The following is a 12,150-nucleotide window of genomic DNA, read 5'->3' on the forward strand; positions in this document are numbered from 1 at the left end:
CGGGGCGGCTTTGGTTACTTTGGCCGCGGACGACGAGTTAAGACCAAAGTAACCCGCCGTAAGGGCGGAAAGGTGACTAAATGTCGATATCGTCTACGAATGCGCACAAAAAAATTCAAAACCCACACCCTGAAACCCGAACCCGAACCCGATTAAATTTTCTTTAGCCCCCTAATCAAAGCTTTGACATTCACTGCCTAAGCAGTAATATTTTCACACAATTACCCGAGCAGACCCCGATGTCCCATTTCACCCCGGAAAACTTCCAGACCTGCGCCATAGGCATGCTGCTCGGCCGCGCAGCGCTCCTCAAGGACCGCATCCTCGACTGGCACCTCGAAGCCGACGGTGTCACCGCCGCCCAGTTCAAGGTGCTGATCATCGTCACCCAGTACCAGGTAGATACCCCGGCCGAACTGTGCCGCTACCTGGGCCTGGACAGCGGCTCGATGACCCGCATGCTCGACCGCCTCGAGCAAAAGGGCCTGATCCTGCGTAACCGCTGCCCCGACGACCGCCGCCAGGTTCGCCTGGCCCTGACCGCCGATGGCCAGCGCCTGGCCGACCGCCTGCCCCTGGTTGGCGCGGCGGCAATGAACGAACTGGTCGGCGTGCTGCAACCCGAAGAACTCAAGACCCTCGAGCAACTGCTCGCCAAGGTCCTGCTCAACGCCGGCGACCCCTTGACGATCCGCCGCTTCGGCGATCGTTGATCCCTGTCACGCATCTTCCAAGGTACTGTCATGGCCACTCCCGCTGACACCTCCACCCCGGCCCCCGCGCCTGACAACACGCGCAAGCGCAAGATCTGGCTGCTCGCCCTGCTGCTGATACTGGTCCTCGCCGGTGCCGGCACCTGGGCCTGGTACAGCCTGGTCGGGCGCTGGCACGAAAGCACCGACGACGCCTACGTCAACGGCAACGTCGTGGAAATCACCCCGCTGGTGTCCGGTACCGTCACCAGCATCGGCGCCGATGACGGTGACCTGGTGCATGCCGGCCAGGTGCTGCTGCAGTTCGACCCGGCCGACAGCGAAGTTGCCCTGCAGTCCGCCGAGGCCAAGCTGGCGCGCACCGTGCGCCAGGTACGCGGGCTGTACAGCAACGTCGACTCGCTCAAGGCGCAACTGCAGACCCGCCAGGCCGAGCTGCAGAAAGCCCAGCAGGACTACAACCGGCGCAAGGTACTGGCCGACAGCGGTGCCATCGCCGCCGAGGAAGTCGCCCACTCCCGCGACGACCTGACCGTGGCCCAGGCCGCCGTCAACAGCGCCCGCCAGCAACTCAACACCAGCACCGCGCTGGTCGACGACACCGTGGTGTCCTCGCATCCGGAAGTGATGGCCGCCGCCGCCGACCTGCGCCAAGCCTATCTGGATCATGCCCGCACCACGCTGGTGGCGCCGGTCACCGGTTATGTCGCCAAACGTACCGTGCAACTGGGCCAGCGCCTGCAGCCGGGGACCGCGACCATGGCGGTGATCCCGCTGGACGAGGTGTGGATCGACGCCAACTTCAAGGAAACCCAACTGCGCGACATGCGCATCGGCCAGTCGGTGGAGATCACCGCCGACTTGTACGGCAGCGAGGTCAGGTACACCGGCACCGTCGACAGCCTCGGCGCGGGGACCGGCAGCGCCTTCGCCCTGTTGCCGGCGCAGAACGCCACCGGCAACTGGATCAAGATCGTCCAGCGCGTACCGGTGCGAATTCACCTCGACCCCGAGCAGTTGAAGGCGCATCCGCTGCGCATCGGCCTGTCCACCGTCGCCGAGGTCGACCTGCACGACCAGAGCGGCCCGGCCCTGGCCCAGCAGCCGCCGCAGCAGGCCAGCTACACCACCCAGGTGTATGACCGTCAGCTGGTCGAGGCCGACCACCTGATCGCCCGGCTGATCCACGAGAACAGCGCCACTGGCAAGACGGCCCAGCGATGAGCCAGGCGGCCCCCGCGCAGTTCACCCCGCCGAGCCTGCTGCTGACCACCATCGGCCTGTCGCTGGCGACCTTCATGCAAGTGCTCGACACCACCATCGCCAACGTGGCGCTGCCGACCATTTCCGGCAATCTCGGGGTGAGCTCGGAGCAGGGCACCTGGGTGATCACCTCGTTCGCGGTGAGCAACGCCATCGCCTTGCCCCTGACTGGCTGGCTGAGCCGGCGTTTCGGCGAGGTGAAGCTGTTCCTCTGGGCCACGCTGCTGTTCGTGCTGGCCTCGTTCCTATGCGGCATCGCCCAGTCGATGTCCGAACTGGTGTTTTTCCGCGTGCTCCAGGGCGTGGTGGCCGGCCCGCTGTACCCGATGACCCAGACCCTGCTGATCGCCGTGTACCCGCCGGCGAAACGCGGAATGGCCCTGGCGTTGCTGGCGATGGTCACGGTGGTGGCGCCGATTGCCGGGCCGATCCTCGGCGGCTGGATCACCGACAGCTACAGCTGGCCATGGATCTTCTTCATCAACGTGCCGATCGGGCTGTTCGCCGCCGCCGTGGTACGCCAGCAGATGCGCACGCGGCCGGTGGTCACCAGCCGCCAGCCGATGGACTACATCGGCCTGCTGACGTTGATCGTCGGCGTCGGCGCGTTGCAGGTGGTGCTGGACAAGGGCAACGACCTGGACTGGTTCGAGTCGTCGTTCATCGTGATCGGCACGCTGGTCTCGGTGGTGTTCCTGGCAGTGTTCGTTATCTGGGAACTGACCGACCGCCACCCGGTGGTCAACCTGCGATTGTTCGTGCACCGTAACTTCCGCATCGGCACGCTGGTGCTGGTAGGCGGCTACGCGGGATTCTTCGGCATCAACCTGATTCTGCCGCAATGGCTGCAGACCCAGATGGGCTACACCGCGACCTGGGCGGGCCTGGCGGTGGCACCGATCGGCCTGTTGCCGGTGCTCATGTCGCCCTTCGTCGGCAAGTATGCCCATCGCTTCGACCTGCGCGTACTGGCCGGCATCGCCTTCCTGGCGATCGGCACCAGTTGCTACATGCGCGCCGGCTTCACCAACGAGGTGGACTTCCTGCACATCGCCCTGGTGCAGTTGTTCATGGGCATTGGCGTGGCGCTGTTCTTCATGCCGACCCTGAGCATCCTGCTGTCGGACCTGCCGCCGCACCAAATTGCCGACGGATCGGGGCTGGCCACCTTCTTGCGAACGCTGGGCGGTAGCTTCGCTGCGTCGTTGACCACCTGGATCTGGATCCGTCGGGCTGACCAGCACCACGCCTACCTGAGCGAGCACATCAGCAACTTCGAGCCGGCCACCCGGCAAACCCTGGAGCAGTTGGGCGGGGCCAGTGCACAGAGCTACGCGAAGCTGGAGCAGATACTCAACAGCCAGGCGTACATGATGTCGACGGTGGACTACTTCACCTTGCTGACCTGGGTGTTCGCCGGCTTGATCCTGCTGGTGTGGCTGGCCAAGCCGCCTTTTTCCGCCAAGGCCGCGCCCGCTTCGGCGGGCCATTGAAACCCATGATTCCCTGCCCGTGGTTTTCAAGTGATGGCATTTCCCCTAGTCTTGTAGGTCTTTTCCTGGCTACTTGGCAGACTCATGGACAAGGTTATCGTCATCACCGGCGCCAGCCGAGGCATCGGCGCCGCCACCGCGTTGCTGGCGGCGCAACAGGGTTACCGAATCTGCATCAACTATCACGCTGACGACCAGGCCGCACAGGCGATGCTGGCGCAGGTCCGTGCGCTGGGCGCCGAGGCGATCGCCGTGCGTGCCGACGCCAGCGTCGAGGATGAGGTGGTGCGATTGTTCCAGTGCGTCGATCAGGAGCTCGGGCCGGTTACCGCCCTGGTCAACAATGCCGGCACCATTGGCCAGCAGAGCCGTGTCGAGGACATGTCCGAGTTCCGCCTGCTCAAGGTGATGAAGACCAACGTGGTCGGCCCGATCCTGTGCGCCAAGCACGCCTTGCTGCGCATGACTCGCCGCCATGGTGGGCAGGGCGGGGCGATCGTCAACGTCTCGTCGATGGCCGCGCGACTGGGCTCGCCCAACGAGTACGTCGACTATGCCGCTTCCAAGGGAGCCCTGGATACCTTTACGGTGGGCCTGGCCAGGGAAGTGGCTGGCGAGGGCGTGCGGGTCAATGGTGTGCGGCCGGGTTACATCCACACCGGCTTCCATGCCCTTAGCGGCGATCCGGAGCGCGTAAGCAAGCTTGAGCCAGGCCTGCCGATGGGACGCGGCGGCCAACCTGAAGAGGTGGCGGAGGCGATCCTTTGGCTGTTGTCGGAAAAGGCGTCGTACGCGACCGGCACCTTCATTGATCTGAGTGGCGGGCGCTAGTGTCCTGCCTCGGAAATACGTTCTCTTTTGGCGAGTGGCCTGGGTGTTCGGGCAAGGCGCCGCGACGAGTCATAGCAGGGCTGTGGCGAGGCGTGGCAACGCCGGCCGGGCGGCCAAGACGCCGTCAAAAGTGAACAGCCTATTTCCGAGACACGACACTAGTGGTATTCGCGCAGCAACAGATCAACCTGATCCACCAGCTTCTCGAGATCAAAAGGCTTGGTCAGTACGCGGGTTCTTTGCGGTAGGGGGCCATCCTCGAGCACCGCATTGGCATCGTAGCCGGTGATGAACAGCACCGGCAGCGAAGGGTGGCGCTGGCGCATGGCCTGGGCGACCTGGCGGCCATTCATGCCACAGGGCAGGCCAATGTCGGTGATCAGCAGGTCGAACGTCTGGTCTGCCTCGAGCGCAGCCGGGCCGGTGGCGTAGCCTTCGACCTCGTGCCCCAGTTCCTCGAGCACTTCGGCGATCACCAGGCGTAACGCGTCCTGGTCCTCGACCAGCAGTACCCGCCTTCCGGGGCTGCGAGTCGACAGCGGTGACGCAGCTTTTGCAGGCGCAAGCTGGGCAACGGTGTCATGCCTGGGCAGATACAGGTGGATGCAGGTACCTTCACCTGGCGGGGAGCTGATCTGCAGTTGTCCACCTGACTGACGGACAAAACCATAGACCATGGACAGGCCAAGCCCGGTGCTTTGTCCAATAGGTTTGGTGGTGAAGAAGGGTTCGAGCGCGCGATCGATCACCTCCGGTGGCATTCCCCGTCCCGTGTCGTTGACGCTCAAGCGCAGGTAGGGGCCGGGAAGAAGATCCAGTGACTGGGCGGTTTCCTGCGTCACCTCCAGCGCGACGCAGCGGATGCTGATGCGACCGCCAGCAGGCATGGCGTCCCGAGCATTGATGCACAGGTTGAGCAGGGCGCTTTCCAGTTGCGGTGGATCGATGAATACCGTGCCGCTTTCCTGCTCGAAATCACTGTGTACCGCGATGGCCGGGCCTACGCTGCGGCTGATCAGGTCTTCCATGCCTTCCACCAGCGTGCTCAGGCGAGTCGCCTGGGGCAGCAAGGTCTGGCGGCGGGAAAATGCCAGCAGGCGCTGTACCAGCGTGGCAGCTCGTTGCGCGGACTCACAGGCGCTGTTCAACAATGGGGGGACTTCGGCGTAGCGGGCCTTCTGCAGCCGTTGACGCATCAACTCCTGGGCGCCGAGTATGCTGCCGAGCAAGTTGTTGAAGTCGTGGGCGATGCCGCCGGTGAGCTGGCCTACGGCTTCCATTTTCTGTACCTGGCGCAGTGCATCCTCGGTCTCGAGCAGGCGCTTCTGCTCGCTGACCTGGCGGGTGATGTCGTAGGCGAACAGGTAGGCGCCGACGATCTCGCCGGTGCTGTCACGCAAGGGCGTGAAGCGCAGCTCGAAATGACGCCTGTCCCCGCGGCGTCCGTATTCGATCACCTCGGTATAGCTTTCCCCGGACAGTGCCCTGCGCCAGCGTGTCACCGATCGTTCGCGCTCCTCGGGGAGTCCGTCCAGGCGTTCCAGCAGACTGTCGCCAGCCTTGATCCTGCGGCCGAACAGATAGTCGAAATCCTCGACCGCGCGGGCGTTGACCGCGAGGAAACGCAGCGAGGTGTCGACCACCTGCACCTGGGCGACACTGTGCTCGACCAGCTCGGCGAGCAGGCTGCGCTCAGCCAGTGCGGTGGTGACTCGCTGTTCGAGGTGGTCGTTGAGTTGTTGCAGCGCGGTTTCGGCGCGACGTCGTTCGGTGACATCCTTGAACAGCACGGCTACCTGGCGCTTGTCGGCAGGTTCGATACGGAACGTGGTGACCGACAGCACCCGCCCGGTGGCTACCAGTTCCTGTTCGAACTGCAAGGGCTCACCGGTGCGTAGTACCTGGCCATAGCGGGCCACCCAGTCGTCGGCTTCGTCCGGCACCATCTCCCGCAGTTTCTGTCCGACAACATTGGGAATCCCGGCATGGCGGGCGTAGGCGGCGTTGGCGAGGACATGGACGTAGTCGCTCAGCGGACCGTGGGGACCGTCGAAGAATTCGATGACGCAGAAGCCTTCGTCCATCGTGTCGAAGAGAAAACGGAACAGATCCGGATCATGCCAGGGTGGGGTGGCCAGTTCGGCCTCCAGCAAGCTGTTGCGCTGGCGTAGGCGTTCAACTTCCAGGCGCAGGGACTGTAGTTCGCGCGAGGGCATTCGGGCATCCGTCGAGGTGGAGTCAGCTACGCTAATCGCCTGCAGGTGTGCCTGTCCAGTCACACCGCTCAAGGATCTACGCGGGCTTGCTTCGCGCGGCGATCAGCAGCTCCTCCACTTTGGCGGTCAGTCGTGTCAGTTCGAAGGGTTTGTGCAGCAGGGCGATTGGCGGCGAGCCTGATATCCGACTGTTGTCGATGGCGCCGTCGTAACCGGTGATGAACAGGGCAGGTACATGCTCATCGATGGCCCAGCAGGCATTGGTGACCTGGTAGCCATCGAGATCTCCCGGCAGCCCGATATCCACCACCAGCATGTCTGGCCGAATACCTTCGGCCAGGGCGTGCAGGACTGTATGGCCGTCCTCGTAGTCCTGCACCTGGAAACCGTGTTCCTCCAGGACTTCCCGCATCACCAGGCGCAACGTCGTTTGATCCTCCACCAGCAGAATGAGCGACTGTCCAGTGCTCGAGGGTTTGATCATCTGCTCTGTGTCATCGGCCTGAGGCGTTGAGCCTGGCAGCCCGCGTGGCAGATACAGGTGAATACAGGTACCGTGTCCCGGTGCGCTGTCGATGCTCAGTTGGCCGGCCGACTGGCGTACGAAGCCGTAGGCCATGGACAGGCCCAACCCGGTGCCTTGCCCCAGGGGCTTGGTGGTGAAAAAAGGTTCGGCGGCACGCGCGCTGATTTCCTGGGGCATGCCGCAGCCGTTATCCTCGACCTGTATATGCAGATACTGCCCTGCGGGAAGTTGAAGACTTGCTGCTTGCGCTGCATCCATCTGGCAATTGGCACTGCTGATGCGCAAGGTGCCACCCTGTGTCATGGCGTCCCGCGCGTTGATGCACAAATTGAGCAGGGTGCTTTCCAGCTGTGATGGATCGACGCAGACCAGCCATTGGCCGGCGAGCGTGGCATCGACGTACTCGATATGTCTGTCGAGGGAGCTGTGGATCAGGTCGTGCATGTCGGCCACCAGGTGGTGTGCATCCACCGGCTGAGGCACCAGCGCCTGCTGGCGGGCGAAAGCCAGCAGGCGCTGGACCAGGGCCGTGGCGCGCGAGGGGTTCTGCCGGGCAATGCCGAGCATGTGCCTGCTGTCCTGCTGACGGCCCTGCGTCATACGCTTGTCTGCCAGCTCCAGCGCGCCGACGATGCCGCCGAGCAGGTTGTTGAAGTCATGGGCAATGCCACCGGTCAATTGGCCGATGGCTTCCATTTTCTGTGATTGGCGAAGGGCCTCCTCGGCCTGGCTCAGGCGCTCCTGCTCCAGCACGCGACTGGTGATGTCGTAGGCGAACAGATAACCCCCACATATCTGGCCTTCGGCATCGCGCAACGGGTTGTAGCGCATTTCGTAGTGGCGCGGGGCATCGGGCGGGCCGATGCTGACCATTTCGATGAATGACTCGCCGGCGATCACCCGCGGCCAGAGCGGTTTAAACTTTTCCATGATCTGCGGTTGGCCGGCCAGGATCTCCCGGACATGGTCGCCAACCTTGGGTGAAATGCCATGCAGCCGCTCGAAGGTTTCCCGGGCCGTGCGGTTAATCGCCACCAGGCGCAGACTACAGTCTGCGGCAAACACGTTGGCCAGGCTGTGGTCCACCAGTTCGCCGAGCAATCTGCTGTTGGTTTCGGCCCTGTCCATGCGCTTCTCCGCCTGCTCGTACAGAAGGTCTCGTGCCTGTTGGCTGGCAGGGACCCCGGTAAACAGCACGGCCACGCGCCTGTCACTGGCCCGGCCCAGGCGATGGGCCGAGATGGAGAGCAGACGGTCGCTGATCTTCAGGCGTTGCTCGAAATGTGTCGACTGCCCGGTGCGCAGTACCTCGGCGAAACGGGGCACCCAGGCGTCGGCTTCGTCGGGGATGAGCTCGCGCACCGTCTGCCCCATCTGCTTGTCGTGGCCGGTGTGGCGCAGGCAGGCGTCGTTGCTGAGGATATAGCGGTAATCGCTCAGCGGTCCGTGGGGGCCATCGAGCAGTTCCAGCACACAGAACCCTTCGGCCATGTGTGTACTTAGCATCGCGAAACAGGCTCGTTCGAGATCGTGCCTGGCGAGCTGTGCCTCAAGCTCGCCGATACGGGCCAGCAGCTGCTCGGGTGATGCTGGATAGTCTGGCATGGGCGGGATCCAGGCAAAGTGCTGCGAAACTATAGCCGTTCAACCTGGCTACCGCCATTGCTGGACTAGAACGACCGCACGATCCGCCCCAAGGTCTCCATGGCCTGTTCCGCGCCATCGCCCCACGGGCTGCCGTAGTTCAGGCGGATGCAGTTGCCGAAGCGTCGGGTCGGCGAGAAGATCGGCCCCGGCGCGATGCTGATGCCCTGGGCCAGGGCCATATGGAACAGCTTCAGGGCGTCCATCTGCTCGGGCAGCTCCAGCCACAGGAAATAGCCCCCAGACGGCTGGCTGACCCGGGTCTGCGCCGGAAAATGGCGGGCGATGGCGGCCAGCATGTTGGCCTGCTGACCTTCCAGGGCGTAGCGCAGCTTGCGTAGGTGGCGATCGTAGCCGCCGTGCTGCAGGTAGTCGGCAATCGCCGCCTGGGCCGGCATCGAGGCGCACAGCGAGGTCATCAGCTTGAGCCGCTCGATCTTCTGCGCGAAGCGTCCGGCCGCCACCCAGCCGATCCGGTAGCCCGGCGCCAGGCTCTTGGCGAACGAGCCGCAGTGCATCACCAGGCCCTCGGTATCGAAGGCCTTGGCCGGCTTCGGCGCTTGCTGCGAGTAGTACAGCTCGGCGTAGACGTCGTCCTCGATCAGCGGCACCTGGTGGCGACGCAGCAGCTCGACCAGTTCCTGCTTCTTGGCCTCCGGCATGCTGGCGCCCACCGGGTTCTGGAAGTTGGTCATGCACCACACGGCTTTGACCGGGTGTTTCTCCAGGGTCTGGGCCAGCACGCTGAGGTCCATGCCCTCGCGCGGGTGCACCGGGATTTCCACCGCCTTGAGCTTGAGGCGTTCGAGTACCTGCAGGCAGGCATAGAAGGCCGGTGCCTCGATGGCCACCAGGTCGCCGGGTTGGGTGACGGCCTGCAGGCACAGGTTCAGCGCTTCCAGGGCGCCGTTGGTGATCAGCAGTTCCTCCATCGGCAGCATCAACCCGGCGACCATGTAGCGCAGGGCGATCTGCCGGCGCAGTTGCGGGTTGCCCGGCGACAGGTCGGTGACCACCATGCGCGGGTCCATGGCCCGGCTGGCGCTGGCCAGCGATCGCGACAGGCGTTGCAGGGGGAACAGGGTCGGGCTGGGAAAGGCCGAGCCGAATGGCACGGTGTGCGGATCCTTGATCGAGTCGAGGATCGAGAACACCAGGCCGCTGACATCGACATCGGTGGACTCGCTGGCCGGCGCCTGGGGCTGTGGCTCGCTGAACGGGCGCGGCGCATGGGCATTGACGAAGTAGCCCGAGCGCGGCCGGGCGCGGATCAGGCCGCGCCGCTCCAGCAGGTAGTAGGCCTGGAACACCGTGGACGGGCTGACCCCGTGGGTCTGGCTGGCGTAACGCACCGAAGGTACCCGCTGACCGGGGCCAAGCACCCCGGAGCGGATCAATTCGGCAATGTCATCGGCAAATCGTTCGTAGCGTTTCATTAGGGTCTGGGCAGGCAAGGTGGTGGTCAGTGTAGGGGATCAGCGATTCATCGGCGCGACGAAACGGCTGTGCGCGGTGCTGCGGATGCCGGGCTGGTCGCTGTCCTGGATCTCGAATGCCAGCTCCTGGGAGCTGCTGCTCGGGCGATCGGCTAGCATCGCCACCGACACCGGCAGCTCGCTCATCTCGCCGGCGGCGAGGGTGAACTCGGTACGCCCGTGCAGCTCGAAGCCGTCGGCGTCCACCAGGCGCAGGCGATAGTGCTGCGGTTCCTGGGTCTTGTTGATGATCTTGAGCAGGTAGATGTTCTCGATCTGGCCCAGAGCGTTCTCGCGGAACAGGCCGCGGTCCTTGATCACGTCCATCGATACCATCGGGCGCATCTGCAGGGCGACCACCAGTGCGCCGATCATCACTGTCAGCGCGGCGGCGTAGCCCAGCAGGCGAGGGCGCATCCAGTGGGTCTTGCCGCCTTGCAGGTTGTGCTCTGACTTGTAGCCAATCAGGCCACGGGCATAGTTCATCTTGTCCATCACCCCGTCGCAGGCGTCGATGCAGGCGGCGCAGCCGATGCAGGCCATCTGCAGGCCCTCGCGAATATCGATGCCGGTAGGGCAGACCTGCACGCACAGGGTGCAGTCGATGCAGTCGCCCAGGCCCTGGCTGCGCGGGTCGCTGCCTTTCTTGCGCGGGCCACGGGCTTCGCCGCGGCTGGGATCGTAGGCCACCGCCAGGGTGTCCTTGTCGAACATCACGCTCTGGAACCGCGCATAGGGGCACATGTGCATGCACACGGCCTCGCGCAGCCAGCCGGCATTGAGGTAGGTGGCGCCGGTGAAGAACAGGATCCAGAACAGCGCCACGCCGCCCAGCTCGAAGCTGAACAGCTCGGCGGCCAGCGGGCGGATCGGGGTGAAGTAGCCGACGAAAGTCAGCCCGGTGAGTAGGCCGATGGCCAGCCACAGGCCATGCTTGAGGCCGCGCCGGGCGATTTTCTCGACGCCCCAGGGCGCGGCGGCCAGCTTGATGCGCTGGTTGCGGTCGCCTTCGGCGATCTTCTCGCACCACATGAACAGCCAGGTCCAGGTGCTCTGCGGGCAGCTGTACCCGCACCAGACGCGGCCGGCAAACACGGTGATGGCGAACAGGCCGAAGGCACAGATGATCAGCAGCGCCGAGAGCAGGATGAAATCCTGCGGCCAGAAGGTTGCGCCGAAGATGTGGAATTTGCTTTCGGCCAGGTCCCATAGCACAGCCTGGCGGTCGCCCCACTGCAACCAGGCGGTGCCGAAGAACAGCGCGAACAGCAACCCGGCAAAGGCGATCCGCAGGTTGCGGTAGAAGCCGGTGAAGCTGCGGGTGTGGATGCCACCGGCCACCTGGCTTTTGCTCTTGTTGACGGCGGGGGCAATTTCGATGACTCGGAAGGGGATTCTATCGCTCATGGTTCATCGCTCATCAGGCCTCGATCAGGCCATGGCACTATGGCCCCCGATCTGTTTTCAGCACAGGCCCAGGTATTGAGATAAAAACCATATCAGATGAGTGCCCTATCTGCTTAGGCCCCGGCTTTCAACGCCTTGAGCGCTTGGTTGCAGATGCCTGCGGCTATCCACCGCACCTCTGCCAGCGTATGAGGAGTTCCGTTAGGCCAAGCGCAACGCACGCGGCGCGTGTGCTGCGGTCTTCTGTAGAAGACACCGGGAGGCTACCGATGGACGCATTCTGGCATTCGATCCTTGAGGCTTTGCACAGCGAATTCGCCGATGTCACCGACGAGCGCGAGGTTGCCCGTATCTTGATTCGCTTGTTGATGGCGGCTTTGCTGGGGGCGGTGCTGGGCTTCGAGCGCGAGAGCAAGGGCAAGGCGGCGGGGGTGCGCACGCACATGCTGGTTTCGATGGGCGCGGCGTTGTTCGTGCTGGCGCCAAGCATGGCCGGCGCCGACGAGCAGGCGTTGAGCCGGGTGATCCAGGGCATCGTCGCCGGCATAGGCTTTCTCGGGGCGGGCACGATTCTCAAGGGCA

Annotated in this window: 9 protein-coding genes; 5 read left to right on the forward strand and 4 right to left on the reverse strand. The window is 64.2% G+C overall.

Annotation, left to right across the window (positions count from 1 at the left end):
* The first annotated feature begins 239 nt into the window (after positions 1 to 239).
* The 4 genes from CC207_RS24895 (at position 240) to CC207_RS24910 (ending at position 4,300) form a co-directional block, all read left to right on the forward strand.
* Entirely contained in the window at positions 240 to 713 is a 474-nt protein-coding gene (locus tag CC207_RS24895) for a MarR family winged helix-turn-helix transcriptional regulator (RefSeq protein ID WP_028692187.1), read from the forward strand.
* Between the two features lie 30 nt (positions 714 to 743).
* Positions 744 to 1,937 (forward strand): HlyD family efflux transporter periplasmic adaptor subunit, encoded by a 1,194-nt coding sequence (locus tag CC207_RS24900; protein WP_028692186.1) that lies wholly within the window; start codon positions 744 to 746, stop codon positions 1,935 to 1,937.
* The gene (locus CC207_RS24905) at positions 1,934 to 3,469 is read left to right on the forward strand and encodes a DHA2 family efflux MFS transporter permease subunit (protein WP_088852928.1); all 1,536 of its coding nucleotides are present in this window, start codon (positions 1,934 to 1,936) and stop codon (positions 3,467 to 3,469) included. The genes CC207_RS24900 and CC207_RS24905 overlap by 4 nt, the downstream gene beginning before the upstream one ends.
* Before the next feature lie 84 nt (positions 3,470 to 3,553).
* Positions 3,554 to 4,300: an SDR family oxidoreductase gene (locus tag CC207_RS24910; RefSeq protein ID WP_088852929.1), complete on the forward strand. Its 747-nt coding sequence runs from the start codon at positions 3,554 to 3,556 to the stop codon at positions 4,298 to 4,300.
* A gap of 158 nt (positions 4,301 to 4,458) precedes the next feature.
* On the opposite strand, the gene CC207_RS24915 is transcribed toward CC207_RS24910, so the two are convergent.
* From CC207_RS24915 to ccoG, 4 genes are all read right to left on the reverse strand, one after another.
* Positions 4,459 to 6,516, reverse strand: a complete 2,058-nt coding sequence (locus CC207_RS24915) for a PAS domain-containing sensor histidine kinase (protein WP_069017638.1) — start codon at positions 6,514 to 6,516, stop codon at positions 4,459 to 4,461.
* A 76-nt stretch (positions 6,517 to 6,592) separates the two neighbouring features.
* The gene (locus tag CC207_RS24920; RefSeq protein ID WP_088852930.1) at positions 6,593 to 8,647 is read right to left on the reverse strand and encodes a PAS domain-containing sensor histidine kinase; all 2,055 of its coding nucleotides are present in this window, start codon (positions 8,645 to 8,647) and stop codon (positions 6,593 to 6,595) included.
* 65 nt (positions 8,648 to 8,712) lie between these two features.
* Complete coding sequence (gene mapR, locus CC207_RS24925) at positions 8,713 to 10,122, reverse strand: GntR family transcriptional regulator MpaR (RefSeq protein ID WP_088852931.1); 1,410 nt, start codon at positions 10,120 to 10,122, stop codon at positions 8,713 to 8,715.
* A gap of 39 nt (positions 10,123 to 10,161) precedes the next feature.
* A complete protein-coding gene (ccoG, locus tag CC207_RS24930; RefSeq protein WP_028692180.1) occupies positions 10,162 to 11,568 on the reverse strand; it encodes a cytochrome c oxidase accessory protein CcoG in 1,407 nt (468 codons plus the stop codon).
* A gap of 269 nt (positions 11,569 to 11,837) precedes the next feature.
* On the opposite strand from ccoG, the gene CC207_RS24935 reads away from it, so the two are divergent.
* On the forward strand, positions 11,838 to 12,150 hold a 313-nt coding region (locus tag CC207_RS24935), incomplete at its 3' end, for an MgtC/SapB family protein (protein WP_178080993.1).

Origin of the sequence: Pseudomonas sp. DrBHI1 (genome assembly GCF_002205115.1) — a bacterium.
In the GTDB taxonomy this organism is placed as follows: domain Bacteria; phylum Pseudomonadota; class Gammaproteobacteria; order Pseudomonadales; family Pseudomonadaceae; genus Aquipseudomonas; species Aquipseudomonas mosselii.

Coding starts and splice junctions, on each gene's coding strand:
- CC207_RS24910 (WP_088852929.1), top strand. CDS start 3,554: ATGGACAAGGTTATCGTCATCACCGGCGCCAGCCGAGGCATCGGCGCC.
- CC207_RS24915 (WP_069017638.1), bottom strand. CDS start 6,516: ATGCCCTCGCGCGAACTACAGTCCCTGCGCCTGGAAGTTGAACGCCTA.
- CC207_RS24900 (WP_028692186.1), top strand. CDS start 744: ATGGCCACTCCCGCTGACACCTCCACCCCGGCCCCCGCGCCTGACAAC.
- CC207_RS24895 (WP_028692187.1), top strand. CDS start 240: ATGTCCCATTTCACCCCGGAAAACTTCCAGACCTGCGCCATAGGCATG.
- CC207_RS24905 (WP_088852928.1), top strand. CDS start 1,934: ATGAGCCAGGCGGCCCCCGCGCAGTTCACCCCGCCGAGCCTGCTGCTG.
- ccoG (WP_028692180.1), bottom strand. CDS start 11,568: ATGAGCGATAGAATCCCCTTCCGAGTCATCGAAATTGCCCCCGCCGTC.
- CC207_RS24920 (WP_088852930.1), bottom strand. CDS start 8,647: ATGCCAGACTATCCAGCATCACCCGAGCAGCTGCTGGCCCGTATCGGC.
- mapR (WP_088852931.1), bottom strand. CDS start 10,122: ATGAAACGCTACGAACGATTTGCCGATGACATTGCCGAATTGATCCGC.